Below are 25,648 nucleotides of genomic sequence, written 5' to 3' on the forward strand. Positions count from 1 at the left end.
GAGGATTAAGCGGAGAACTTCTGGAACACCAGGGTAGCGTTGGTGCCGCCGAAGCCGAAGCTGTTAGACATGACACGCTCCAGGTCAACGTTATCCATACGCTGGCGCACAATTGGGAGGCCTTCTGCTTCAGGATCCAGCTCTTCGATGTTCGCGGAGGCGCAGATAAAGTTGTGTTCTTGCATGAGCAGACAGTAGATCGCTTCCTGCACGCCGGTCGCACCTAAGGAGTGGCCAGACAAAGATTTCGTCGAACTGACCGGTGGCAACTGGTCGCCAAACAGCGCCTTCATTGCCTTGAGTTCTTGGATGTCACCCGCCGGTGTCGAAGTGCCGTGTGCGTTGATGTAGTCGATCTTGCCATCCACTGTGCTCATGGCCTGCTGCATACAGCGTACAGCGCCTTCGCCAGAAGGTGCGACCATGTCGTAACCGTCCGAGGTGGCCCCATAACCGACCAGTTCAGCATAGATTTTGGCACCGCGTGCTTGAGCATGCTCTAACTCTTCCAGTACCAGCATCCCGGCACCACCACTGATGACAAAACCATCACGATGAGCATCATAAGCACGAGAAGCTTTTTCGGGGGTGTCGTTGTATTTGCTGGACAGCGCGCCCATGGCATCAAACATTACGCTTAAAGACCAGTGCAATTCTTCGCCGCCCCCGGCAAACACCACATCTTGTTTGCCGAGTTGGATCATTTCCATCGCGTTACCAATACAGTGTGCACTGGTTGCGCAAGCCGAAGTGATCGAATAATTTACGCCCTTGATTTTGAAGGGTGTGGCCAGACATGCTGAGACGGTTGAGCCCATGGTGCGGGTCACCCGGTAGGGGCCCACTCGGCGCACGCCCTTGTCACGCAGGATATCGGCTGTTTCCACGATATCTGCAGAAGAAGCGCCACCTGATCCCGCAATCAAACCGGTGCGAACATTGGAGACCTGATCTTCGCTCAGACCGGAATCCTTAATCGCTTGATCCATCGCTAAGTACGCATAAGCCGAGGCGTTGCCCATGAAGCGACGCAGCTTGCGATCAATCAGGCTGTCGAGATCGATGTCCAAGCTCCCTGCTACCTGGCTGCGAAAACCGAGGGCTTCGTATTCAGGCTGAAAACGGATGCCGGAGCGACCTTCTTTTAAGGATTCCAGAACCGTTTTGATATCATTGCCCAGACAGGACACAATACCCATACCAGTGACCACAACGCGTCGCATGTGTTGACTCTCTCTGCTGAAGACTTAACGAATATTATTGTAATCTAGCTTAGAAACTGTCGGTGGACGTAAAGAGCCCAACACGCAGATCCTTAGCAGTATAGATGACACGTCCGTCCACTGACATGGTGGCATCTGCAATACCCATCACCAATTTGCGCTCAATCACTCGCTTGAGTTGCACGTGATAGGTGACTTTTTTGGCAGTGGGTAAAACCTGGCCCGTAAACTTGACTTCACCTGCGCCGAGCGCACGGCCACGACCCTTGTTGCCCTTCCAGCCGAGGAAAAAGCCAACGATCTGCCACATGGCGTCTAAGCCCAGGCAGCCGGGCATGACAGGGTCGGTTGGGAAGTGACATTCAAAAAACCAAAGATCCGGATGGATATCGAGTTCAGCGATAATCTCTCCCTTGCCGAATTCACCGCCGTCATCGTTAATGGTGATGATGCGATCCATCATCAGCATGTTACCCACAGGAAGGCGGGCATTGCCGGGGCCGAACATCTCGCCGTAGCCGCATTTCAGAAGATCGTCGCGTTCAAAAGAGGAAGGTCTAGTCATTAGGTTTCAGTCTGTCCAAAGGCGAAAAAATCAAAACAATCTCGGGATTATACCGATTCGCAGGCGCTGAGGCACGATTTGTCGCTCAGATTTTGTTTTTCTGAGGTCAAGTCGGCGGATTGGGGTGGTTTGTTTAGGCTTTGCGTGCCACAGCCATCTGGGCCAGACTGCGCAAAGTATCGCGGAAGCTGGTATCCGGTAGGTGTTCGAGTGCGGCGATAGCCAGATCCACTTGCTCCTGTGCTTTGCTGTGCGCGTAATCTATTGCGCCGGTTTCTTGGACAATGGTCAGGATGGGTGAAAGATCCTCCAAACCGCCTTTGCGAATGGCTTGGCGAATCAATTGTCGCTGTGTTTCATCTCCCTGACGCATGGCGTAGATCAGAGGGAGAGTCGCTTTGCCTTCGGCCAGATCATCTCCCACGTTTTTGCCCATCTCTTCGGCGCTAGAGAGATAGTCCATGACATCATCAATCAGTTGAAAGGCAATGCCAAGATGGCGGCCATAGGCTTGCATGGCTTGACGCGCATCCGGGCTGGTGTTTGCCAGAATGGCACCGGCTTCGGTGGCGGCTTCAAACAGCATGGCGGTTTTCCCTAAAATCACCTGCATGTAAGACTCTTCGCTGGTGTCAGGGTTGCGCTGATTTAAAAGCTGGAGGACTTCGCCTTCAGCAATCACTGTGGTGGCGTGTGAAATCACCTGCATGATCTCCATGCGACCGATCTCGACCAGGATCTGGAAAGCGCGGGAGTATAAAAAATCTCCTACCAGGACGCTGGGGGCGTTACCCCATTTGGCATTGGCAGTCGATTTGCCGCGTCGTAGATCAGAGTTATCTACGACGTCATCATGCAAGAGCGTCGCGGTATGGATGAACTCAATGACGGCAGCGAGTGGAATATGTTTCTCGCCTGTATACCCGCAGGCATTGGCGCTGAGTAGTACTAATAAAGGTCGTAAGCGCTTGCCACCGCTTTCCACGATGTAATGACCCATCTTTTCCACCAGGGGAACATTTGAACCCAAGTGATTCAGGATGTAGTCAGTCACCGCATCAAATTGCGGCTCGATCAATGGATTCAGTTGGTGTGGCTGCATGAGATCATCAGGCTAGAAATTGAGATGCCCGAATGCTAGGGAGAAGGGGCGGGGATGTCAAGAAAGTAGGTGGTTTTGCATGCTTTTCCCAGTGAAAGCGCTTGTGTATAAGGCGGCTTATCTGTAAAATCTCGCCCCCTGAGCCTGCCCAATAACCGCTCCCTATTATAGGGTTTTATGCCCTTAGACGTAGGTTTCGTTTTAGTAGCCGGGTAGGTCTAAATCTGGAGAAAGATAATGTTTGCAGTGATTGTTAGCGGCGGTAAGCAGTACCGTGTGCAGGAAGGTCAGACGCTGAAGCTGGAAAAGCTGGCGGTTGATCAGGGCGCAAAAGTTGAATTTGATCGTGTGCTGCTGGTCAGCAACGGTGACGACGTTAAAGTCGGTGCTCCGGTCGTTGAAGGCGCTAAAGTATCTGCTGAAGTGGTTGGCCATGGCCGCGGTGACAAGGTGACTATCATCAAATTCCGTCGTCGTAAGCACCACATGAAGCGTCAGGGCCACCGTCAGTGGTTCACCGAAGTTAAGATTACCGGTATCAACGCCTAAAAGGCGCTGTACCCTAACCGGATAGGAGAGAAACAATGGCTCATAAGAAGGCGGGTGGCTCCACGCGTAACGGCCGCGACTCACAAGCGAAACGTCTAGGCGTTAAGCGTTTTGGTGGTCAGGCAGTTCTGGCGGGCAACATCCTAGTTCGTCAGCGTGGTACTAAGTTCCACGCAGGTGAAAACGTAGGCCTAGGTAAGGATCACACTCTGTTTGCAACAGCAGATGGCGTGGTTCAGTTTGTTGTTAAAGGTCCACAGAAGCGTAAATACGTGACTGTTGTGCCAGCCTAAGCGGCTTGCTGATCGATCAAAAAAAGCTCCGCTTAGCGGGGCTTTTTTTATATCGGGCCGGTATACAATGCGGGCGCATAAGTCCTCCGAGTACGGAAGGCAAATCCTTTGGGAGAGTAAGCAATGAAGTTTGTCGATGAAGCGGTCATTACCGTAGAAGCAGGAAAAGGCGGAAACGGCTGTATGAGTTTCAGGCGCGAGAAGTTCATTCCTAAAGGAGGGCCGGACGGAGGGGATGGCGGAGATGGGGGGTCCATCTTTGTTGAAGCGGATGAAAGCCTGAACACCTTAATCGATTATCGATTTACGCGGCGTTACAACGCCCAGAATGGCCAGCCTGGACGAGGTGCGAATTGCACCGGTGCTAAAGGCGAAGATCTGATTCTAAAAGTGCCTGTTGGTACAACGGTTGTGGATATCGATACGGATGAGGTGTTAGCAGATCTGACTCGGGTGGGGCAGATCGAAAAGGTGGCTCAGGGTGGTTTTCATGGCTTGGGCAATACGCGCTATAAAAGCAGTGTTAACCGTGCGCCGCGTCAACATACCAAGGGTTCACCGGGTGAGTTGCGTAATCTACGCCTGGAGCTAAAGGTGTTGGCGGATGTGGGGTTGTTGGGTTTGCCAAATGCGGGTAAATCCACACTGATTCGTTCGATCTCGGCTGCACGTCCGAAGGTCGCGGATTACCCTTTTACCACGCTCGTGCCGAATTTGGGTGTGGTGAGAACCGAAGCGCATCGAAGCTTTGTGGTCGCTGATATTCCCGGCATTATCGAAGGTGCGGCGCAAGGTGCGGGGTTGGGGATACGTTTCCTTAAGCATCTGGCGCGTAACCGAGTGCTTTTGCATCTGGTGGATATGGCGCCTTGGGATGAAACCACCCCGGCGCAAGCGGCACAAACCGCTGTGCAGGAGTTAACCAAGTTTAGCGCGACCTTGGCGCAGCAGCCGCGTTGGTTGGTGTTAAATAAGTTGGATCTCTTGCCAGAAGATGAGCAAGAGGCGGCTTGTCAGTCGGTCTTGGATGCCTTGGATTGGCAGGGACCGGTGTACCGTGTTTCGGCCTTGAATAAAACCGGATTAACGCCCTTAGTACGTGATCTGCAGGATTATCTGGATGCGCGTTTGCTTGCGATTGCAGAAGATCCAGAGATTCTTGAGCAGGAAAAACAAACGCGCGCCATTATTGATCATGAGGCGCGTGAAAATCTGGCGCGTCTGCGTGCAGAGATGCGGGCAAAACGCGAAGAGGCGGATTGGGATGATGACTTCGATGACGATGATTATGATGTCGAAGTGGAATATGTGCGCTGACGGTGTATGAGGAGCGTGAAGAGTGGCATCAGGGCGTGAGCAGCTGCAGCAGGCAGGTCGTTGGGTAGTCAAAATCGGCAGCGCCTTACTGACCGATGATGGTCGTGGTCTGGATGAGGCGGCGATAGGGCGTTGGGTGGATCAGTTGGTGGCTCTGCGTCAATCCGGCGTCGAAATTATTCTGGTTTCCTCGGGCGCAGTGGCTGAGGGTATGACTCGACTGGGTTGGACGCAGCGGCCGGATGAGATCTATCGTTTGCAAGCCGCTGCTGCCGTTGGGCAGATGGGCTTGGTGCAGGCCTGGGAGGCGCAGTTTCAGCGCCATGCGATACATACTGCCCAGGTGCTGCTGACGCATGATGATCTATCGAATCGTAAGCGTTACCTGAATGCGCGTGCGACCTTGCGCACCCTGATTGAGTTGGGTGTGGTCGCGGTGGTGAATGAAAATGATACGGTTGTTACCAGTGAAATTCGTTTTGGTGATAACGATACGCTGGGTGCTTTGGTGGCCAATGCGGTAGAGGCAGATGCCTTGATTTTGCTGACCGATCAGTCGGGTCTGTATGATGCAGATCCGCGTAGCAATCCACAGGCGCAGTTGATCTCAGATGCGCGAGCGGAGGATGATTGGTTGCAAGAGGTGGCCGGTGATGGTGGGCGCTTGGGTCGTGGAGGTATGGCGACTAAGGTGCGTGCAGCTCGTTTGGCGGCGCGCTCCGGTGCGGTCACAGCGATCGCCAGTGGGCGTGAGGTGGATGTATTATTGAAGCTACATCGTGGTGATCGGGTGGGAACGGTTTTGGTGCCTGATCGCGAACCAATGGCGGCGCGTAAACAGTGGATTGCGGGGCATCTACAGGCGCGCGGTACCCTGATCATTGATGAAGGTGCGGTCAAGGCGCTAACCGCGATGGGTAAGAGTCTGTTGCCTGCCGGTGTGTTGTCGGTCAGTGGTGATTTTTCGCGTGGTGAGATGGTGATCATCGCAGATCGGGCGGGGCGTATTGTTGCGCGGGGCCTGGTGAATTATGGTTTAGAGGATGCGCAGAAATTGTTGGGGCGTCCGACACGTGAAATTGAAAGCCTGTTAGGCTTTGTTGGGGAGGCGGAGTTGGTGCACCGCGATAATATGGTGGTGGCTTAATTCTGAGGCGTCCTAGGGCGCCTTTTAGGCACAAAAAAACCGGCTAGGCCGGTTTTTTTGTTTTCTGCATCAATTAAGCCATTGCTTTGATTTTTGCAGACAGGCGGCTCTTGTTACGCGCAATTTTATTGGCGTGGAAGATGCCTTTAGTAACTGAGCTGTCGAGGATAGGCTGAGCAGTTTTAAATGCTTCTTCAGCTGCAGCTTTGTCGCCGCCTTCGATAGCTTTGATGACTTTTTTCAAGTAAGTACGCGCCATGGAGCGCAGGCTAGCGTTATGCTGACGACGCTTCTCCGCCTGGCGAGCACGTTTACGGGATCCTGCGGAATTTGCCACAGTCTGGCTCCTTTAAAACATTAGGTTGATCAAAGTACGGCGGAAAAGTGCCGAAAATCAGACGCGAAATTATTCATGTATTGGCTAAGGATGTCAACTGCCTTGAGTGGCTTTCGCGCCTTGCTTAAGCGAAAATAGCATTTTAATGCCAAGCATTTTTATTCAGGGGTGATGAAGTGGGCATGCAAGAGGGCGGCACAGCGGTGAGTGGTAAAAAAGGACTCTTGCGTTCAAGTGGGGTGGTGGGGTTGATGACCTTGCTGTCTCGTGTGTTGGGTTTGGTGCGGGATGTGGTGGTGGCCAATTATTTTGGTGCCGGTGGCCAGGCCGATGCATTTTTTGTGGCCTTTAAAATCCCCAACTTTCTGCGCCGACTGTTTGCCGAAGGTGCCTTTGCGCAGGCGTTTGTTCCTGTGTTGTCGGAGTATCGTACTCAGCGTGATCACACGGCGGTGCAGTATTTAGTTAACCGTGTAGCGGGAACCTTAGGCATCACCCTGTTTATGTTAACCCTGGTGGCGGTGATGGCGGCACCTGTGTTAGCGGCGGTGTTCGCGCCCGGTTTTTACCTGGCCGGGGATGAGCGCTTTGCCTTAGCAGCAGAGATGTTGCGTATCACCTTTCCCTATCTGATGCTCATCTCCCTTACGGCTTTTTGCGGCGCAATACTCAATAGTTACGAGCGTTTTGCGATTCCAGCCTTTACCCCAGTGCTGTTGAATCTGTGTTTGATCGGTGCCGCTTTGTGGTTAAGTCCGCTGTTTGATCCGCCTGTCCTTGCCTTGGCTTGGGGGGTGTTTTTAGCGGGGGTGATGCAGTTACTGTTTCAGTTGCCTTTTCTGGCGCGTTTGCGCCTCTTGCCGCGGCCGACGCCCGCGTGGAAAGATGAAGGTGTGCAACGCATCCTTAAGTTGATGTTGCCTGCGCTGTTTGGAGTGTCGGTGGCGCAGATTAATCTTCTTCTGGATACGGTGCTGGCTTCATTCCTGCAAGCCGGAAGTGTGTCCTGGCTCTATTACTCTGATCGTTTGGTGGAATTGCCCCTTGGTGTATTTGGTATTGCCATTGCTACGGTGATCTTGCCTGCGTTGTCACGTAATCATGCGAGCCAATCCTCTGCGGCTTTTGCGCGCACACTCGATTGGGCTGTGCGGATGATTCTGTTAATTGGCATGCCGGCTGCGCTGGCTCTAGCCTTGTTGGCTGAGGGGTTAATCGCCACTTTGTTTCTCTATGGAGAAATGACACCCTTTGATGTGGAGCAGGCGGCCTGGAGTTTGCGTGCCTATGCGCTGGGCTTACTCGCATTTATGTTGATCAAAGTATTGGCCACGGGCTATTTCTCGCGCCAAGATATGAAAACGCCTGTGCGCATTGCGGTCTGGGCGATGGTGGCGAATATGGTATTTAACTTGATATTGGTTTGGCCGTTTGCGCATGCCGGTTTGGCTTTGGCGACGTCCCTCTCAGCATTTTTGAATGCCGGTTTGCTGTTGCGTGGGTTGCTGCGTCAAGGCGTCTGGGTCTGGCAGCCCGGCTGGTGGCTATCCTTGGGGCGCACGGGCTTAGCCTGTGCGGCACTGGTGCTTTTCTTGGTTTGGGCCAATTTGTCTGCGGAGGCCTGGTATACGGCCAGTGTGCTGGAGCGTTCGGGGCAGATGCTGTTTCTGGTGCTCGGTGGCATTGGGGCGTATCTCTTAACCTTGCTGATCAGTGGTTTGCGCCTGCGCCATTTACGTGCTTAAGGCCCTAGAAGGGCTGATCCGGCAGGGTAAATGCGCTACAATGCCGCCTTTTCTCACTAGGCTGTTTGGGCTGGCATGGAACTGATTCGGGGATTGCATAATCTGCGCGACAAGCACCGTGGCTGTGTGGCCACCATCGGTAATTTTGATGGTGTGCATCGCGGGCATCAGAAGGTGCTGGATCAGGTGAAACGCAAAGCCCTTGAGTTGGGCTTGCCCTCAACCGTCATTATTTTTGAACCCCAACCACGCGAGTTTTTTGCCGGTAGCGAAGCACCGCCAAGAGTGACGCGGTTTGATGAGAAAGTCCGTTTGCTGCGTGAGCAGGGGATCGACCGTATTCTCTGTCTGACGTTTAATGCACGTTTGCGCCGCATGTCGGCACAGGCCTTTGTGGATGAATTACTGCTTAAAGGCCTGCATGTACGTCATTTTGTGGTCGGGGATGATTTTCGCTTTGGTTGTGATCGTGCTGGGGATTACACCATGCTTGAGCTGGCCGGACGTCAGCACGGCTTTAGTGTTGAGCACACACACACCTTTCTGATCGATCAGCAGCGTGTGAGCAGCACCTGGGTGCGTGAAACGCTCATGCGGGGTGATTTTGATCTGGCTGAGCGCTTGCTCGGACGTCCCTACACCGTTACTGGGCGTGTGTTGCATGGACAAAAGTTAGGGCGTCAGCTCGGTGTGCCGACGGCCAATGTCCGTATGCACCGTTTTCGTTGCCCCTTGCAGGGGGTGTATTGTGTTTGGGCGCGAGTGGCCGGTCAGCAGGTACCTTCTATCTGTAATGTAGGCATACGCCCGACTGTTAATGGGCGTTTGCCGGTATTGGAAGTCCATTTGTTTGATGTCAATCAGTCCCTGTATGGACGCCTTATGCAGGTTGAATTCCTGCATTTTTTGCGGCCGGAAAAACGTTTTAGCGATCTGGATGCACTGAAAAGCCAGATCCATCAAGATATTGAACTGGCTCGTGCTTGGTTTAGTGAAAACCAGCCAGCCCAACCCATTTCTGGAAATTGATTATGAGCGATTACAAGAACACTCTGAACTTGCCGGATACCGCTTTTCCCATGCGAGGAAACCTACCCGAGCGTGAACCTGCGCGTTTAGCGCGTTGGGCAGAGATGGACCTGTATCGCAAGCTGCGTGAAGAGGGTGAAGGCCGCACACCTTTTGTGCTGCATGATGGCCCACCTTATGCCAACGGCAGCATTCATATCGGCCATGCGGTCAACAAGGTGATCAAGGATATGATCATCAAATCAAAAACCCTTAGTGGTTATGATGCGCCCTATGTACCGGGTTGGGATTGTCATGGTTTGCCGATTGAGCACAAGGTTGAAACGCTGATCGGGCGTGCCGGTGATGCCGTGCCTTACCGTGAGTTCCGTGAGAAGTGTCGTGAGTATGCAGCTGAGCAGGTGGCTGGACAGAAGGCGGATTTTATTCGTTTGGGGGTGCTCGGTGACTGGGAGCAGCCTTATCTGACCATGGACTTTTCCACCGAAGCCAATATCGTGCGTGCCCTGGGTAAAATTATCCAACAAGGACACCTGGTTAAGGGTTATAAGCCCGTGTATTGGAGTGTGGTTGGGCAATCGGCTTTGGCGGAAGCGGAAGTGGAGTATCAGGAAAAAACCTCTACTGCCATAGATGTGCGCTTTAGTTTTGTGGATCAAAGTGCCGCCCTAGCCCTCTTTGCCAGTGAGGCGGGAGAAGGCCCTGTTTCCGTGGTGATCTGGACCACAACGCCCTGGACGCTTCCGGCTAACCAGGCGGTTTCCCTCAATGCTGAGCTCGACTATGCTCTGGTGCAAACTGCGATCAACCAAGGGGCTGAGCGCGTTGTGCTGGCCGCCGATATGGTGGATGACGTCATGGCGCGTTGGGGCATTCAACAGTATCAGGTTTTGGGGCGTTGCTCAGGTCAGGCATTAGAAGGCCAACTCTTGCAGCATCCCCTGTTCGCTCGCCAGGTGCCCGTTATTCTGGGTGATCATGTGACGACGGATGCCGGTACTGGTGCCGTTCATACGGCGCCGGATCATGGTATGGAAGACTTTATCGTTGGACAGGTGTATGGCCTGGGAACGCTGAATCTTGTCCAAGCCAATGGAACCTATACCGACGCGGCTGGCGAGTTTGCCGGGTTGCATGTGTATAAAGCTGATGAGCCTGTTTGTGATGCCTTGGTGCGCGAAAGCAAGTTGGTGCATCTGAAGAAATTCCAGCACAGTTATCCACACTGCTGGCGTACCAAAACCCCTCTGATCTATCGTGCCACCCCACAGTGGTTTATTTCGATGGAAGATAAGGGGCTGCGCCGCGCCGCGTTGGATGCCATTAAGCAGGTGCAGTGGTTCCCGGATTGGGGACAGGCACGTATCGAAGCGATGGTTGAACAGAGCCCAGACTGGTGTGTGTCGCGTCAGCGTACTTGGGGGGTGCCGATCACGGTCTTTACCCACAAGCAAACGGGAGAACTGCATCCGCGCAGCCTGGATCTCATCGAGCAGATTGCGCAGCGTATTGAGCAAGACGGGATCGACGCCTGGTTCGAACTGGAGGCCAGTGAGCTGCTGGGTGTTGAGGCTGCTGAGTATGATAAGGTCACAGATACACTCGACGTTTGGTTTGATTCAGGTGTGACCCATGATGCGGTATTGCGTAACCGTGAAGGTCTTGCGTTCCCTGCAGATCTTTATCTGGAAGGCTCCGATCAGCACCGTGGTTGGTTCCAGTCTTCACTCAAAACTTCGATTGCGATCAATGCGGTTGCGCCTTACAAGCAGGTGCTGACACACGGTTTTGTGGTCGATGAAAAAGGCTACAAGATGTCGAAATCGCTGGGCAACGTCATTGCACCGCAAGAGGTGACGGATAAGCTGGGTGCAGACATCTTACGTTTATGGGTCGCATCAACCGATTATTCGGGTGAGATGGCGGTGTCACAACAGATTCTTCAGCGCACAGCCGATTCCTATCGCCGTATTCGTAATACAGCGCGCTTTTTGTTGGCGAACTTAAATGGTTTTGATCCGGCCACCGATCTGGTGGATCCCGAGCAGATGCTGGCCTTGGATCGCTGGGCGGTGGATGCCACTTGGCGTTTACAGCAGAAGGTGTGTGCGGCCTATGAGCAGTATCGTTTCCTGGAAGTTTATCAGCAGGTGCATAACTTCTGTGTTCAGGAGTTAGGCGGGTTTTATCTGGATATCATCAAAGATCGCCAGTACACCACGCAAGCAGATAGCTTGCCACGCCGCTCTTGTCAGACCGCCCTCTACCATATTGCCGAAGCCTTAACGCGCTGGATCGCGCCGATTCTGAGTTTCACGGCGGATGAGATCTATGAAGTGCTACCGGGTGAGCGTCGCGAAAGTGTACTTCTAAGCACCTGGTATGAAGGTCTCTTTACCCTGGCGGAAGAGGATACTTTTGGTGATGCCTATTGGCGCCGGATTATGGCGGTCAAGGATGCTGTGAATAAGTGTTTGGAAGATGCACGCAGTGAAAAACTGGTGAAGGCGTCTTTAGCAGCTGAGATTACCCTGTATGCCGATGCGGATCTCAGTGCTGATCTTCAGCGTCTAGGCGATGAGTTACGCTTTGTTTTGATTACATCGCGTGCCGATCTTTTACCGCTTGAGCAAGCCGCAGAAGCGGCACGTCCAACCGAACTCAACGGCTTGAAAGTCGTGGTGGCCTCATCTGCGCAAGCTAAATGTTCGCGTTGCTGGCATCATCGTGAGGATGTAGGGCAGCATGAAGCGCATCCTGAGCTGTGTGGCCGCTGTGTGGATAATGTGGAAGGAGAAGGTGAGGAGCGCTTGTTCGCGTGATGAAAACTCAGGCCCAAACCTCCTGGGGCTCACTGCATTGGTTGTGGTTGAGCCTGGTGATTATCCTGGCAGATTTAGGTACCAAGTGGTTAGCGCTGGAGCATCTGCAGTATGCGCAGCCGGTGCCGATCTTGCCGATCTTTGATCTGACGCTCTTGTATAACTACGGTGCGGCCTTCAGTTTCTTAGCGGATGCCGGGGGCTGGCAGCGCTGGTTTTTTGCCTTGATCGCCTTGGGTGTCAGCGCGGTGCTATTGGTTTGGCTAAAGCGCACGCCGCGCCAGGAGTGGTGGCTGGCCTTGGCCTTGGCTTCGATACTCGGAGGAGCTCTAGGCAACCTCTATGACCGTATCATGCACGGTTATGTTGTGGATTTTATCTCCCTGCATTATGGCGGTTGGTATTTTCCAGCCTTTAACTTGGCCGACACCGCTATTACCCTTGGGGCCGCCATTTTGATACTGGACATGCTGTTTTTCGCGGAGCGCCGCGCAGCATCTGAAAAAACGATTGAGGATAGCAAATGACTGAACAGTCTTTGACTCTGGGTCCAGGGACCCGTGTGCGTATGCACTTTGCGATCAAGTTGGAAGACGGTCAGATTGTAGATTCTACCTTTGCAGGCAAAGCCGCCGAGTTTGAATTTGGTGATGGCAATCTTCCCGAAGGATTTGAACAAGCCTTAGTCGGCTTAAAGCTGGGCGATCATCTGCAGCTGACTATTGCGCCGGAGCGTGGTTTTGGTATGCACAACCCTAGTAACATTCAAGTCATGCCGCGCAGTCAATTCAGTCAGATGGAGTTGGAGCCGGGCTTGGTCGTCTCTTTTCAGGAGCCAGGCGGTGAAATTCCGGGGGTGATTACGGAGTTCACGGATGAAAAAGTCAAAGTGGATTTTAACCATCCGCTCGCGGGTAAAACCCTGCTGTTTGAAGTACAGATTCTCGCCTTAGAAGCGGTGGCTTGACCTGCGTCTCGACACTGACTAGTCTCAGAGAGTGAGCAGATGTCATGGATGACATCTCAGTCAGTGCTTCAAGGAGGACAGCATGTCAGTTTATACCCCCATCTTATCGACCCTTCCCCTTCAACACGCGCAAGCAGGCTTTAATCTGATCGAAATTATGATCAGCTTGCTGATTTTCAGCAGTCTAAGCTTAGCTTTGACCCAGCTGCAGCTGAATAGCCTGCACGCCAGCATTCAGAGTTACCAAGAAATCTACCAGCATTTACAGGCGCAGAATGCGCAAGAGCTGCGTTGGGCGCAGCGCTGTGAGTTTGTCTCGGCTTCGAGTTTGCTAAACGATGCTGAACGTGTCATTAGCTGTTGAGTGGTGCAGATGGTCACTTCACAGCGAGCCGGGCACACACTGCTGGAATTGTTAGTGGGTTTGGCGATCAGCAGTATTTTGATGCTGGCTCTGAGTTTGCAGCTGCTGACTTCTCAACGTCTATGGTTGCAGCAGGTGATATGGCACCAAGAGCAGGAGGTGCTGCGTTTTAGTGTCCCCTTCCTGCGCAGCCGGATTCGCCAAGCACAAGCGGTGGATGCCAGCAGTCAGGCTCAGCGTTTGGTCTTGAATCATAGTGCGCTGCATGCTCGCCGTAACTGCCTAGGCCAGCTGCAAAGTTCAGGGAGTCAGTTTCAAGAAGTATTTGAGCTGCGTCAGCAGCAGCTTTACTGCAATAACCAGCCCTTAATTGCCGGCATCTCCGCGTTGGCATTTTATTATGGGGTGGATCTGAATGCCGATGGCCAGCTGAGTGATGCGGAGTGGTTACCTGATGCACCCTGCTGTTTGCCGGTGTTAGCTGTCAGCATTGAATGGATGGATCGGGCAGAGCAGCCCCAGCGCTTTATTGCCAGTCTGCGCAGGAGCCAATTCTAGCAAGGAAAGAATCATTCTAAGGAGGCAAGGATGCCAAAATCTGAATGCGGCCAAACTTTATTGATGCTGATGATCACACTGAGTTTGATCAGTTTATTAGCCATGGAGGGCGTGACCCAGACACTGCTGCAGTTGCGCATGACCAGCCTAGTGTTGCAAAAGCAACAGGCCTTAGCTCAGAGTGAAGAGCGTAGCCTCAACTGGATGGCGCAGACCCATTTGCAGAGTCCTTCATTAAGCTATTCGATAAGCCATACAGCGTTTGATGCACCGGGTACTGATCTGAACAGGGATTTTGATGAGGGGCAGGATAGGGAGCTGGCGATGGCGGCGAATTTACACCTTGCGATCGAAGCGGATGAGCTCTCGGGTGTGATTCGGATCCTGCACTGGCAGGAAGGCGATCGCGATGCGCCATGAGTCCGGTGTGACGCTCTTAGAGCTGGTTTTTGTCTTAGCCCTGTTGGCGCTGCTGGCCAGTTTAGCCTTGCCCTCTGGCCAGGAAGCCGCACAACGCCAGGCGTTACGAACGGACAGAGTCAGTATGCAAGGTTTGCTGAGCTTGGCGCGTACGGAAGCCTTGATGCGTGAACAGGATGTGGTGATCTGTGCCTCGCAAACATTGGAAAATTGCCTAGTGGCGGCCGAGCAGGGCGCATCACCTTGGCCAGGTGTGCTGCTGTTTCTGGATCGCAATCAGGATCGTGTTTTTCAGCCAGAAGACGATTTGCTCTTACGTGTCCATAGCCTGCATCCCTTGGTGCAGATGCGTTGGAACCGGCAGGGGTGGATCACCTATCAGCCCGATGGCACAGTCACGGGTAACTCAAATGGCACACTCGCCTTAGCCGATGTCCGAGGGCAGGTGCAGCACCGTTTGGTGATCGCCCTGTCTGGACGTGTTCGTATCGAAAGCTTACCTTAGCGACTGTCGGCGCAGGCCAATGCTGGTTCTGTGCCCTTAAACGTAGCACAATAAGCCCTCTCATCAGCAAAGTGATAGACAATGACAGATCTACTGATTGCCGGCGGCGGTGTGATAGGTTTGATGCTAGCGCGTGAGCTAGCACTGGGCGGGGCTCAAGTCACTCTCATTGAACGCGGGCGCTGCGCTCAAGAGTCCTCCTGGGCAGGCGGCGGTATCGTGTCTCCTCTCTATCCTTGGCGTTACCCTCCCGCGATTACCGCTTTGGCGAGCTGGTCACAATCCAGCTATGTTCATCTGGCGGCAGAATTGCAGAGCCAAACCGATATCGATCCCGAGTTACGGCAGAAAGGGATGCTGATTCTGGCGGTAGAGGATGAGCACGAGGCTTTGGCTTGGGCGGAGCGTTATCACCGCCCCCTCACCCAGATTGCGCAGCGTCAGATTTATCAGTTGGAACCCCATCTACAACCCGGTTTTGAGACGGCACTCTGGATGCCAGAGGTGGGCAGCATCCGTAACCCTCGCCTCGGTCAATCCTTGCGTGCTTGGGTGCAGGCGCAACCCAATATCCGTGTGCTGGAAGACTGTGAGGTAACCGGGTTTCTGACTCAAGGCCAGCAAGTCTTGGGCTTGCGCACCACACAGGGTGACTGGCAAGCACAGCGTACGGTAATTGCGGGCGGTGCTTGGAGTGGTGAGCTCTTGGCAAAATTGGATCTGGCCTTGCCGGTTGAACCAGTGAAAGGACAGATGATGGTCTTTGCTGCGCCCACTGGGCTGATTGATCGTGTGGTCATGTTGAATGGGCGTTATCTGATTCCACGCAATGATGGCCAGATTTTAGTTGGCAGTACGCTAGAGCATGTCGGCTTTGATAAACAGACGACGCAAGACGCTTATGACAGTCTATATGCGAGTGCTCTGAGTATGCTGCCCGAGTTAAGTCAGTATCCGGTCGTCCACCACTGGGCCGGTTTGCGCCCAGGTTCCCCTTCAGGCTTGCCCTTTATTGGTCAGGTGCCGGGCTGGGCTGGGTTAGAGTTAAACACCGGACACTTTCGTAATGGCTTGGTTCTGGCACCGGCTTCGACCCGATTGCATGCGGATCTGCTCTTACAGCGTCGTCCTATTATTGATCCAGATCCTTATGCGCCTGCTGGGCGTTTGTTGGCTGTTTAAAGGAAAAACTACTCAAGATGTCTAAGCCCTTGCGTATAGTTGCGGCGCAACTCAATTTTTTAGTGGGTGATATTCCCGGTAATACCGAGCTGATTCTAGCGGCCGCGCAGAAGGCTCGGGATGATGATCAGGCCGATATAATTGTTTTTCCAGAGCTGGCCTTAACCGGCTATCCGCCGGAAGATCTTTTATTGCGCCCGAGCCTGGAGACACGTGTGGCGCGAGGGCTGAACCGACTCCTGACAGAAGTTCGTGATATCACCTTAGTGTTGGGTTATCCGCGCTACCGCCAGGGTGTGCTTTATAACATGGCCGGTGTCATTCGTGATGGTGAGTGGCTGGCCGAATACGCCAAACGCTGTTTGCCGAATTATCAGGTGTTTGATGAGAAGCGCTATTTTGTCGCGGGTGAGCAGCCTGGTGTATTTGAGCACCTAGGTGTGCGCATGGGTTTGGCGATTTGTGAAGATCTTTGGCATACCGCCCCGATGGCGGATCTAGCCGCCGCAGAAGTGGATCTGGTGCTGAGCCTCAACGCCTCACCTTTTCATGTTGGTAAATCTCGTCAACGTCATGCCGTATTAAAGCAGCGTGCGCAGCAGATCCAGGCACCGATCCTTTATGTCAATCTGGTGGGTGGGCAAGATGAGTTGGTGTTTGATGGCGGTTCGCAAGCGGTGATGCCCGATGCGGCGGATGACTTCTGTGCCGAGCACTTTATTGAAGTGCAATCGATTTTTGAATTTGATCCTGCTCAGAAGCGTTTCGTCAGTCAGGTCGCAAGCACAGCCTTTCCCGAGGAAGATGCTTCCATCTGGCAGGCGTTGGTGTTGGGGGTACGAGATTATGTCAACAAAAATGGGTTTAAAGGCGTCGTGCTGGGGCTGTCGGGAGGCATAGATTCTGCAGTGACTGCCGCTATCGCGGTGGACGCACTCGGACCTGAGCGGGTGCAGTTGGTGATGATGCCGTTCCGGTATACAGCCGATATCAGCTGTGAAGATGCAGCGGAGCAGGCTCGACGTATGGGTGTGGAGTATCACTCTATCTCGATTGAACCTATGTATGATGCCTTTATGCAGCAACTTGCCGATCTGTTCGCAGGCACCTCGGTGGATACCACGGAGCAGAATATTCAGGCGCGTTGTCGTGGAGTCGTGTTGATGGCTTTATCCAATAAGCAAGGTACCCTAGTGCTGACGACGGGCAATAAGAGCGAAGTCGCGGTGGGTTATTCGACGCTGTATGGTGATATGGCCGGAGGGTTTGATGTCTTAAAAGATGTCTTAAAAACGCGTGTGTATCGTTTGGCACGTTATCGTAATGAGATCACTGAGGTAATCCCTGAGCGTGTCATCGTGCGCCCCCCCTCTGCAGAGCTGGCGCCGGATCAGAAGGATCAAGACTCCTTACCCGATTATGAGATCCTCGATCAAATTCTCGCCCTTTATATCGAGCGCGATTTCAGCGCTAAGGCGATCCTCGCGGAAGGTTTTCAGGAAGAGGATGTGCAGCGTGTGATTCGTCTAGTGGATATCAACGAATATAAGCGTCGGCAGGCGGCCATCGGGCCACGTATTACAGAGCGAGGTTTTGGTCGTGATCGCCGCTATCCGATCACTTCAGGCTGGCGGCCTGGCGATTAAAACTTAGATGAGGTCAAAGAGGAAAATGCTGATTGAGTAGCGGCTTGGACAAATTAAACGCTCGCTACGTAAAGCCTCTCTTAATGCGAGAGGCTGCTGCTTTTCGTTTTCAAGCTCAGTTAGCTTGTTATCAATAGCAGAAATGTTCGGGTAGCGAGCGTCATTCATAACAAATGGATCTTGGTACTCAGCGTTATGAGGCACGAACTTGCGGTGGCTTGATCAGAGACTCAGCCTGACTAATACCTACTCCTTTCGTCATCTGCTCCACTTTTTGGAGGACCGGTAGGAATATTTTTTACCTCAAAAAGCATTGATACTATTACTGTCTTTTGTCATTAACGTCATCAATCGTGGGTGGACAAATATTTTTTCCTTTCCGGAATCGATTTCTTTCAGCACACCAATATCCGCTAACTGCTTTAAATAGGTTGAAGCCGTTTGGCGCTTTGCGATATCACGTTCAACTAGATTACTGATACGGCAATAGGGTTGTTCAAAAACAAGCTGAACCAGCTCGTAGCTATATATTTTGGGTAGCTGTGCCCTTATGTAATCCGTTGTACTTTCCATCAGTGCTCTAATCGCTGTGATTTTTTCACAGGTCCATATTGCAGTTTGCTCGACGCCTTTTAGCATAAATAACAGCCACTCTTCCCAATTCTGATCTTTGGTTACTTGGTTCAACAGGCGATAATAGTCTTGTTTGTTATGCACGATGAAACGACTTAAGTACAAAATAGGTAGCGTTAAAAGACCGCATTCAATAAGGTACAAAACGTTTAAAATACGACCAGTTCGACCATTTCCGTCATAAAATGGGTGTATGGCTTCAAATTGATAATGACTAACGGCCATCTTTATCAATGGATCTAAATCATCTTCATCATGAAGAAATCGTTCCCAGTTAGTTAACAAGTCGCGGATAACGTGTTCTCCAGCAGGCGGAGTATAGATAATTTCTCCAGTCGTCTGGTTGCCTATAAAAGTTCCCGGCACTTTACGAATTTCCATTTCAGCGTGCTTTAACGTACTGCATACCTCAATGGCAGTCGCTGTGCAAAGCGGCTTTTTTTCAAGCTGTATATAGCCTTGGTATAACGCCGTCCTGTAACGTAAAGCTTCCTTTGTTGCATGATCGGCGCCTTTATCTTCTAGAGCATACTGGAAAAGCTTATCAGTAGTGGTGACAATATTTTCAATTTCTGAACTATCTTTTGCTTCCAGCAAAGGCAGTAAGTTAATTAGCATGCTTTGGTTAGGTATAAGTTCCCCAGCCTTTTTTAACTCTGCTACAGCGGCGCGTGCAGAAATACAGGCTTTCAGCACAGCCCTAGTTTCTATGGAATCTAGATTTGGTGGCAATGCGGGTAATTGGTTGTAAGGCTGCTCTGCTTGCCAGGTCATGTTTAAATTTCCAATCTAAATCGACATAAATGAACTATTGGATTAGTTTATGTCGATCCGATCGACATATCAATTTCATGTGTCGATTTTTTGCTGTTTTTTCGACATGACATTTTTCTGTGTCGATACAGTCGACATATCAAGACCCAATCCATACGATTGTGTCCGTCTAGTACCGGCAAACTCCTAACAAGCCAAAACTGGATAAAGGCGCAGTTCAACTAGCAATACTGGCAACAGTAGATGACAGACTGGCGGGCCTCTGGTCTGTCAGGCGCCGCCTTAAGGTGGGTAAAAAACGATTCGATGTTTTGGATCTGCTCAGTAGAGCGACTCATCCCAATCATCATCTTCAAATATATAGGGTTCAATCACGAAAGCTTCGAGATGATAGCCTGAAGTGCCCAGATCGTGTTGAAAGGTTTGTGTGGTTAAGCGCCCGCTGATCCAGACCGCATCATAGAGACTTTCTACCTGCGTCCCCGGCTCAAATTTTACATCAATAATCTGATTAGAGGGCGGCGGTGGTACATGGATGCAGGCGCCGAAATAGGGCACAAGGAAAAAGCGGTAGATACGATTCCCTTCGCCCTCTAAGGGCACCACAAAACCGGGTATGCGGATCATGCGCTGATCCATATCTTCACGGACCGGAGCTGAAGCAAGTACTCGCAGCATATTCTCCATATAACGCTCGGCCTCAGGGCTGAAATCATCGATTAAATCGATCTCCATACCCACCCCGAATAGATCCTCAAGCGTCAGAGTGTAATCCTCTGGCATCAGATCATCCCACTCTAGCGTTTCAAACTTTGCAGAAGCGCCTGCGGCCCCCACGCTGGGGGTCAAGCTCAGAAAGACCAGTGCAAAGAAAATAGATCTGAATAAAGATGTCATCCCATACCTGCTAAATGCGTGGAGTCAAACCATCGGTCAGAGTATACCGATACGCGCCCAGAGCGGGTATCAGACCGACTAAAATTCCCGAGGTTTGGACCGCAGCAAGGAGCAGAAGTTGGTTCACAGAAGGCCAACCGAGTTGCAGAAAAATACCATAATCTAAAGCTAGGGTGTCTTGCACACTCCAGAGCAGTAAATACCAAAGCAGGCTGCCCAGCAGCAAACCTCCCAAGGTGAGCAAAGCCGCCTCTCCTACCACCCAAAGCAGAATGCGCCCGGGGCTGGCTCCGACGGCACGCAGAACCGCCAGCTCACGCCGCCGCTCTTTCAGACTGCTGAGCAAGACCGCGAGCATGCCGGTTAAGCCGGCTAAGACAACACAGGCAGACATGAGTAACAGGGTTTTTTCGGCGACTGAAAGCACTTGCCAAAGTTCCTGCAGCGCGACACCGGGTAGAATCGCCTGTAAAGGTTCGGCACGATATTGATTGATACTGCGTTGTAAGTGGAAGGTCGCGAGCGGGCTATTTAAACCGAGCATAAATGCGGTAATTTCACGCGGGGTTAAATCATAATTGCGCGCCTCATCCGCGCTGATACTCACGCCGGGCAAACGTGTACCGGCGCGCCAATCGAGATGGATGGCTTGCCAGGCTTCTAGTGATATCAAGAGGCTACGATCTACCGGTGTGCCGGTTGGCTGAAGGATACCCACGATACGGAAAGGCTTATCGCTATGTTGGGTGAAACTACCTCGTCCCAACCCATGAGCGACCACTACAGGATCCCCTAACTCATAACCCAGGGCACGAGCAGCTTCGGCACCTATGACCAGATCGTAAAGATCCTCAAATGCGTGTCCAGCGCGAAAGCTCAAGAGTTGTTTGTTGCGCCCGAAACGATAATGAGCAAAGTAGTTGTGATCGGTGCCGATCACACGAAAACCACGATGCGAGTCACCGAGCGTGATGGGGATGCTCCAGTCTACAGCCTCCATCTGGCTGATCTCTTGATAACTGCTCCAGCGCAGATTGCGTGTTGGCTGGCCGATGTTAAACACAGAATAGAGCAGAAGAGGAAGAGAGCCTGTGCGTGCACCAACCACCAGATCGGTACCAGACAGGGTGTTAAAAAAGCTGGCGCGGGTATCTTCACGTAACTTATCCACACTCAATAACAACATCACGCTGATGGCAATGGTGATCAGTGTTAAGAGGGCACTGCTGCGACGATTCAGCAGGCTGCGCCAGGCCAGTTGAAAAAACATCAAGTGACTCCTGAACAGCGATTCATTTGGTTGAGATCCAGAACACGATCAAAGTGTGTGCTGAGGCTGAGATCGTGGCTCACAAAAACTAAGGTAGTTTGGTGTAAACGACAGAGAGAAAGAAGAAGCTCAATAAATAGATCACGAGTATCGGCATCTAGAGCCGAAGTGGGCTCATCAGCCAGCAGAATTTCAGGTTGTCCGATCAGGGCACGTGCTGCGGCGACACGTTGTTGTTGGCCAATCGAGAGGGTCGTTACCGGGCGGGTGGTGTGCAGCAGTTCGCCTAGTTGTAGCGGCTCTAATAGTGCTTGAGCGCTGGCGGCGAGACTGGCGTGCTCATTAAGCGCGCGCTGTTTGCGTAGCGCCGAAAACTGACAGGGTAGCAGCGTATTTTCCAGCAAGCTGAGATAGGGCAAAAGATTAAATTGTTGAAACAGAATGCCCAGATGGTCGGCGCGAAAGCGGTCGCGCCGACTCTGTCGCCAGGTTGAAATAGGCTGCCCCAGCAAGCGTATTTGCCCTTGCTGGGGAGTGATTAATCCACCTAAGAGATTGAGCAGAGTGCTTTTGCCAATGCCAGAGGGACCGCGTAAAAATACTTGCTCACCGGCCTGGATACTGAGGTTTGGCAGATCCAGAACCGGGGGATGTTTCGGCCAGGCAAAAATCAGTTGCTCTATCTCTATGACTGGTCGACTTAGGCTCATGATCTCAGGGTATCAGTTTCAGCGTGTTATGGGTTGGTGTGAGCGTCATGGCATTTTGGCCCTGACTGTTAATCAACTGCACTTCAATTTCGGTCAGTGAAGGGAAAAGCTCAAACAACTTGACCTCGACCGCACCTAATTGTTCCGGTGCTTGGCACTGAAACGCATACTCTACCGCAAAATCACTATGCTGGCCGTGATCGTGATCGTGATCGTGATCGTGATCGTGATCGTGTTTATGATCGTGCTCAGGCTTGGAAGCGGATTTTGAGCCGAGCAGCGATTGTTCTACCGACACCTGTTTCAGTTCGCAGGCAGCGGCATTCGGCCAATTCCACAGGCTTTCCGGATTTTCTAGCATCGCAACCGCTTGGTGCACACGTGCTTGGTCTTCATCCTGCTGGGCGGCATGTTCAAAGCCCACAATATCTGCAGCAGGTGCCAAAAGACTGATCAATAGTTGTTGATCGTGCAACACGAGATCCATTTGCGCTAAGCCGTGCACATGACTATCGAGTGATGCGTGTTCATGGGCAGAGTGCGAGTGATCAGAGTGTGAGTGATGTGCTTGGCTATGTGCAAATAAAGGCGTACTGGTGAGAAGAAGTGCCGCAGTTAAAGGTAGAGGTGAGAGGCGCATGAAAATCTCCTTAAGCCATCGAATTTAATTTTGTTATAACATAACTCTTTAAAAAAGTTCCATGAAAAAGCCACCCTGAGGTGGCTTCTTCGCGACTTTGCTCGTTTATTGTGCCGGTTGGGCTTCAGCCTCTTCACGGCCATCACTGCCGAGAGTGCCAAATGTCATGCGGTTCAGCAAAGAACGACGCGGAGCCGCTTCTTCAGCTGGTGGCTGATCGAGCGTGGTGCGATTGGGACTCACAGGGCGTGCCGGTACGGCCGGTTCAATGTTGCCGAGCAAGCCAAAGGTTGCGGTGTAGAGCAGATCAAAACGCTGTGGTGAGAAAGGACGAATCACATAATCAGGGAAGTTAAGACGCAAAACATCCAAAGCATTTTCCGCTAGATCATGCATGCCGATCTTAGAGTAGGCTTCCGCCATAATCGCCAGCGCATCCGGTACCGCAGGGGTTTCCTGCAGATTCTCGACCACATAACGGCCGCGGTTCGCGGCAGCAATCCAAGCCTCGCGCTTCATGTAATAGCTGGCAACATGGATCTCATAAATGGCTAAACGGTTTTTCAAATACTGCATACGACGCTGAGCATCGGGTGCATACTCACTGTCCGGATAACGGTTCAGCAGGATCGAGAAGCTTTCAAAGGAATCCAGTGCTGCGCCTGGATCACGCTGGGTTTCATCCAAGGGCAGGAAGCGAGCTAAGAAAGAGCGATCCTCCTCAAATGAGGTGAGTCCTTTGAGGTAGTAGGCGTAATCGATGTTGTCATGATTCGTATGCAAACGAATGAAGCGATCCGCAGCGGCACGTGCCGCAGCCGGTTCATTGTTGCGGAAGTAGGCGTAGATCAGTTCTAACTGAGCCTGCTCGGAGAAACGGCCAAAAGGATAGCGGGCTTCCAGCAGTTGGAATTTCTCGATGGCCAGCGCAAAGTTCTGAGAATCCAGGGCGCTCATGGCATCATCATAAATCACCTGCTCGGGGATATCGGGGATGGACTTATCGCCACCAAACCAGGAGCAGGCTGATACCAGACTGAGAAGCAGCAGCATGCAGATCACTTTCACAAAAGACATAACGTGAATCCTGAAGAAAGATCCTGATTCGGCGAAGTAGCCGCTTTCAGGTATACTGATAGATGAAAATTCCGGCCTATTAAAACACAACCGGAAGAGAACCTAAAACCTCCTCATGCAAAGAATAGAATCTGATGTCAGAACAGGTCGAATTGAATACCCAAGTCCCAGTAGAAATGTACGGAATGCGCCTCGATCAGGCCGTGGCGCAGCTGTTTCCGGAATATTCTCGTTCACGTTTACAAGGCTGGATCAAAGACGGTGTTCTGACAGTCGATGGTGAAGCAAAACGGCCACGCGATAAGTTGATGGGTGGCGAGCAGATTCAGGTTCAGACCCAGATCGAATCACAAGAACGCCATGCCGCCCAATCTATACCGCTGGATATCGTCTATGAAGATGAGCACATCCTCATACTGAACAAGCCCTCTGGCTTAGTGGTGCATCCGGCCGCCGGTCATGCAGATGGCACACTCCTGAACGCACTCCTACACCACTGCCCGGATATCGGTCATGTTCCCCGTGCGGGTATTGTCCACCGTTTGGATCGTGAAACGACCGGTTTAATGGTGGTGGCCAAAACCATTCTGGCGCAAACGGATCTGGTCGCACAGCTGCAGGATCGTAGCATGGGGCGTGAATACGAAGCGGTCGTCAATGGTGTGATGACCGGCGGCGGTTGTGTCGAAGAGCCGATGGGTCGTCATCCGGTTCATCGTCAAAAGATGGCGGTGGTGGGCGCAGGCAAAGAAGCGGTGACACACTATCGTGTATTAGAGAAGTTTCGTGCCCATACCCATATCCGCCTAAAACTAGAAACGGGGCGTACTCATCAAATACGTGTCCATATGGCACATATTCACTATCCCCTTGTCGGTGATCCTCTCTATGGTGGGCGTTTCCGTTTGCCCAAAGGATGTAGTGAACGGATGGAGCGGGTGTTGAGGAACTTTCGTCGTCAGGCACTGCATGCCAAAAAACTGGAACTCTGGCATCCCGAAACCGGACAGCAGATGAGCTGGGAGATCGACTTGCCTCAGGATATGCAGCAGCTGCTGACGGTGCTCAAATCTGATGCCGAACATTTTGATTATGAGCTGTAACGCGACCTGATTCTTTAGGAGCTTTTAAGATGGCGGTGAGCCTACTCCGAGCCAACTGGCCGGCCCCCAAGCAGATTCATGCCCTGACGACCACGCGCTTAGGGGGATGTAGCCAAGCGCCTTATGATGAAATGAATCTGGCCTTGCACGTCGGAGATGCGCCTGCCGCCGTTGAGCAAAACCGCCAAGCCTTGATGCAGATGCTGGGCATTACACAGCCTATCCAATGGTTAGAGCAGGTGCACGGTACGGATCTGGTAAAGGCCGCGCCTTGTCAACCCAGCCCGCAAGCCGATGCCTGCTGGAGTGATACCCCCGGCCAAGTCTGTGCGGTGATGACCGCCGACTGCTTGCCGGTTCTGTTTACCGACCGCCAGGGTTCGCGTGTGGCGGCGGCTCATGCAGGCTGGCGTGGTTTAGCGGCAGGGATGCTGGAAAAAACCTTGTCAGTCTTTCCCGATCCCAATGATGTTCTGGTCTGGATGGGGCCTGCCATTGGGCCTTTAGCCTTTGAAGTGGGGCCGGAAGTGTATCAAGCGTTTTGCGATGAGCAGCCCGAAGCGATCCTCGCTTTTCGTACCTCACCCACCGATGCGCATCGCTGGTTAGCGGATCTCTATCAACTGGCACGTCTGCGCTTAAGCCGTGCCGGTGTGGATCAGGTCTATGGCGGGGATTACTGCACCTTCACCGATCAGACGCATTTCTACTCCTACCGACGCGCCGCCCAGACTGGACGCATGGCCAGTTTGATCTGGATCGCAGAAAATTGA

At 52.3% G+C, this 25,648-nt stretch carries 28 protein-coding genes; 17 read left to right on the forward strand and 11 right to left on the reverse strand.

Going from position 1 to position 25,648, the window contains the following annotated elements:
• Positions 1–5: 5 nt before the first annotated feature.
• From fabB to ispB, 3 genes are all read right to left on the reverse strand, one after another.
• A complete protein-coding gene (gene fabB / locus E1H14_RS00885) occupies positions 6–1,223 on the reverse strand; it encodes a beta-ketoacyl-ACP synthase I (RefSeq protein WP_149389570.1) in 1,218 nt (405 codons plus the stop codon).
• Positions 1,224–1,272: 49 nt separating this feature from the next.
• Positions 1,273–1,788, reverse strand: a complete 516-nt coding sequence (gene fabA, locus E1H14_RS00890; RefSeq protein WP_149389571.1) for a 3-hydroxyacyl-[acyl-carrier-protein] dehydratase FabA — start codon at positions 1,786–1,788, stop codon at positions 1,273–1,275.
• Positions 1,789–1,921: 133 nt separating this feature from the next.
• Positions 1,922–2,890, reverse strand: a complete 969-nt coding sequence (gene ispB / locus E1H14_RS00895; protein WP_149389572.1) for an octaprenyl diphosphate synthase — start codon at positions 2,888–2,890, stop codon at positions 1,922–1,924.
• A 237-nt stretch (positions 2,891–3,127) separates the two neighbouring features.
• Here ispB and rplU point away from each other — a divergent pair, with 237 nt between their 5' ends.
• The 4 genes from rplU (at position 3,128) to proB (ending at position 6,196) form a co-directional block, all read left to right on the forward strand.
• The gene (rplU, locus tag E1H14_RS00900) at positions 3,128–3,439 is read left to right on the forward strand and encodes a 50S ribosomal protein L21 (protein WP_149389573.1); all 312 of its coding nucleotides are present in this window, start codon (positions 3,128–3,130) and stop codon (positions 3,437–3,439) included.
• A 35-nt stretch (positions 3,440–3,474) separates the two neighbouring features.
• Positions 3,475–3,732, forward strand: coding sequence for a 50S ribosomal protein L27 (gene rpmA / locus E1H14_RS00905; RefSeq protein WP_149389574.1), 258 nt, complete (start codon positions 3,475–3,477; stop codon positions 3,730–3,732).
• Between the two features lie 123 nt (positions 3,733–3,855).
• Entirely contained in the window at positions 3,856–5,049 is a 1,194-nt protein-coding gene (gene cgtA / locus E1H14_RS00910; protein WP_149389575.1) for an Obg family GTPase CgtA, read from the forward strand.
• Between the two features lie 22 nt (positions 5,050–5,071).
• On the forward strand, positions 5,072–6,196 hold the full coding sequence (gene proB / locus E1H14_RS00915) for a glutamate 5-kinase (RefSeq protein WP_149389576.1): 1,125 nt from the start codon (positions 5,072–5,074) through the stop codon (positions 6,194–6,196).
• A gap of 73 nt (positions 6,197–6,269) precedes the next feature.
• On the opposite strand, the gene rpsT is transcribed toward proB, so the two are convergent.
• Positions 6,270–6,533, reverse strand: coding sequence for a 30S ribosomal protein S20 (gene rpsT / locus E1H14_RS00920; protein ID WP_149389577.1), 264 nt, complete (start codon positions 6,531–6,533; stop codon positions 6,270–6,272).
• Positions 6,534–6,715: 182 nt separating this feature from the next.
• On the opposite strand from rpsT, the gene murJ reads away from it, so the two are divergent.
• The 11 genes from murJ to E1H14_RS00975 all read left to right on the forward strand — a co-directional run bounded on the left by murJ (position 6,716) and on the right by E1H14_RS00975 (position 17,771).
• Positions 6,716–8,278 (forward strand): murein biosynthesis integral membrane protein MurJ, encoded by a 1,563-nt coding sequence (gene murJ, locus E1H14_RS00925; protein ID WP_149389906.1) that lies wholly within the window; start codon positions 6,716–6,718, stop codon positions 8,276–8,278.
• Between the two features lie 75 nt (positions 8,279–8,353).
• Positions 8,354–9,307, forward strand: coding sequence for a bifunctional riboflavin kinase/FAD synthetase (gene ribF, locus E1H14_RS00930; RefSeq protein WP_149389578.1), 954 nt, complete (start codon positions 8,354–8,356; stop codon positions 9,305–9,307).
• Positions 9,308–9,309: 2 nt separating this feature from the next.
• The gene (gene ileS / locus E1H14_RS00935; protein WP_149389579.1) at positions 9,310–12,129 is read left to right on the forward strand and encodes an isoleucine--tRNA ligase; all 2,820 of its coding nucleotides are present in this window, start codon (positions 9,310–9,312) and stop codon (positions 12,127–12,129) included.
• Positions 12,129–12,656 carry a signal peptidase II gene (gene lspA / locus E1H14_RS00940; RefSeq protein WP_149389907.1) on the forward strand — a complete coding sequence of 176 codons (528 nt, stop codon included), beginning with the start codon at positions 12,129–12,131 and terminating at the stop codon, positions 12,654–12,656. Before ileS ends, lspA begins: the two co-directional genes overlap by 1 nt.
• The gene (locus tag E1H14_RS00945; protein ID WP_149389580.1) at positions 12,653–13,096 is read left to right on the forward strand and encodes an FKBP-type peptidyl-prolyl cis-trans isomerase; all 444 of its coding nucleotides are present in this window, start codon (positions 12,653–12,655) and stop codon (positions 13,094–13,096) included. Before lspA ends, E1H14_RS00945 begins: the two co-directional genes overlap by 4 nt.
• An 82-nt stretch (positions 13,097–13,178) precedes the next feature.
• The gene (locus E1H14_RS00950; RefSeq protein WP_149389581.1) at positions 13,179–13,460 is read left to right on the forward strand and encodes a prepilin-type N-terminal cleavage/methylation domain-containing protein; all 282 of its coding nucleotides are present in this window, start codon (positions 13,179–13,181) and stop codon (positions 13,458–13,460) included.
• A gap of 9 nt (positions 13,461–13,469) precedes the next feature.
• Positions 13,470–14,018 (forward strand): prepilin-type N-terminal cleavage/methylation domain-containing protein, encoded by a 549-nt coding sequence (locus E1H14_RS00955; RefSeq protein WP_149389582.1) that lies wholly within the window; start codon positions 13,470–13,472, stop codon positions 14,016–14,018.
• A gap of 30 nt (positions 14,019–14,048) precedes the next feature.
• Entirely contained in the window at positions 14,049–14,438 is a 390-nt protein-coding gene (locus E1H14_RS00960; protein ID WP_149389583.1) for a hypothetical protein, read from the forward strand.
• Positions 14,428–14,943, forward strand: a complete 516-nt coding sequence (locus E1H14_RS00965; RefSeq protein WP_149389908.1) for a GspH/FimT family pseudopilin — start codon at positions 14,428–14,430, stop codon at positions 14,941–14,943. The genes E1H14_RS00960 and E1H14_RS00965 overlap by 11 nt, the downstream gene beginning before the upstream one ends.
• Positions 14,944–15,024: 81 nt before the next feature.
• Entirely contained in the window at positions 15,025–16,125 is a 1,101-nt protein-coding gene (gene thiO, locus E1H14_RS00970) for a glycine oxidase ThiO (protein ID WP_149389584.1), read from the forward strand.
• 17 nt (positions 16,126–16,142) lie between these two features.
• Positions 16,143–17,771: an NAD+ synthase gene (locus tag E1H14_RS00975; protein WP_149389585.1), complete on the forward strand. Its 1,629-nt coding sequence runs from the start codon at positions 16,143–16,145 to the stop codon at positions 17,769–17,771.
• A 3-nt stretch (positions 17,772–17,774) separates the two neighbouring features.
• On the opposite strand, the gene E1H14_RS13085 is transcribed toward E1H14_RS00975, so the two are convergent.
• From E1H14_RS13085 to E1H14_RS01005, 7 genes are all read right to left on the reverse strand, one after another.
• The gene (locus E1H14_RS13085; RefSeq protein WP_160141997.1) at positions 17,775–17,939 is read right to left on the reverse strand and encodes a hypothetical protein; all 165 of its coding nucleotides are present in this window, start codon (positions 17,937–17,939) and stop codon (positions 17,775–17,777) included.
• A 135-nt stretch (positions 17,940–18,074) separates the two neighbouring features.
• Positions 18,075–19,178: a protein adenylyltransferase Fic gene (gene fic / locus E1H14_RS00980; RefSeq protein ID WP_149389586.1), complete on the reverse strand. Its 1,104-nt coding sequence runs from the start codon at positions 19,176–19,178 to the stop codon at positions 18,075–18,077.
• Positions 19,179–19,499: 321 nt separating this feature from the next.
• Entirely contained in the window at positions 19,500–20,075 is a 576-nt protein-coding gene (locus E1H14_RS00985; protein ID WP_149389587.1) for a DUF3299 domain-containing protein, read from the reverse strand.
• Positions 20,076–20,085: 10 nt separating this feature from the next.
• On the reverse strand, positions 20,086–21,345 hold the full coding sequence (locus E1H14_RS00990; protein ID WP_149389588.1) for an ABC transporter permease: 1,260 nt from the start codon (positions 21,343–21,345) through the stop codon (positions 20,086–20,088).
• The gene (locus E1H14_RS00995; RefSeq protein ID WP_149389589.1) at positions 21,345–22,055 is read right to left on the reverse strand and encodes an ABC transporter ATP-binding protein; all 711 of its coding nucleotides are present in this window, start codon (positions 22,053–22,055) and stop codon (positions 21,345–21,347) included. Before E1H14_RS00995 ends, E1H14_RS00990 begins: the two co-directional genes overlap by 1 nt.
• A 4-nt stretch (positions 22,056–22,059) precedes the next feature.
• Positions 22,060–22,695, reverse strand: a complete 636-nt coding sequence (locus E1H14_RS01000; protein ID WP_149389590.1) for a DUF2796 domain-containing protein — start codon at positions 22,693–22,695, stop codon at positions 22,060–22,062.
• 105 nt (positions 22,696–22,800) lie between these two features.
• Positions 22,801–23,772: an outer membrane protein assembly factor BamD gene (locus E1H14_RS01005; protein ID WP_149389591.1), complete on the reverse strand. Its 972-nt coding sequence runs from the start codon at positions 23,770–23,772 to the stop codon at positions 22,801–22,803.
• Between the two features lie 134 nt (positions 23,773–23,906).
• On the opposite strand from E1H14_RS01005, the gene rluD reads away from it, so the two are divergent.
• Complete coding sequence (gene rluD / locus E1H14_RS01010; RefSeq protein ID WP_149389592.1) at positions 23,907–24,875, forward strand: 23S rRNA pseudouridine(1911/1915/1917) synthase RluD; 969 nt, start codon at positions 23,907–23,909, stop codon at positions 24,873–24,875.
• Positions 24,876–24,904: 29 nt separating this feature from the next.
• A complete protein-coding gene (pgeF, locus tag E1H14_RS01015) occupies positions 24,905–25,648 on the forward strand; it encodes a peptidoglycan editing factor PgeF (RefSeq protein ID WP_149389593.1) in 744 nt (247 codons plus the stop codon).

The organism is Nitrincola tapanii (assembly GCF_008368715.1).
Taxonomy (GTDB): Bacteria; Pseudomonadota; Gammaproteobacteria; order Pseudomonadales; family Balneatricaceae; genus Nitrincola; species Nitrincola tapanii.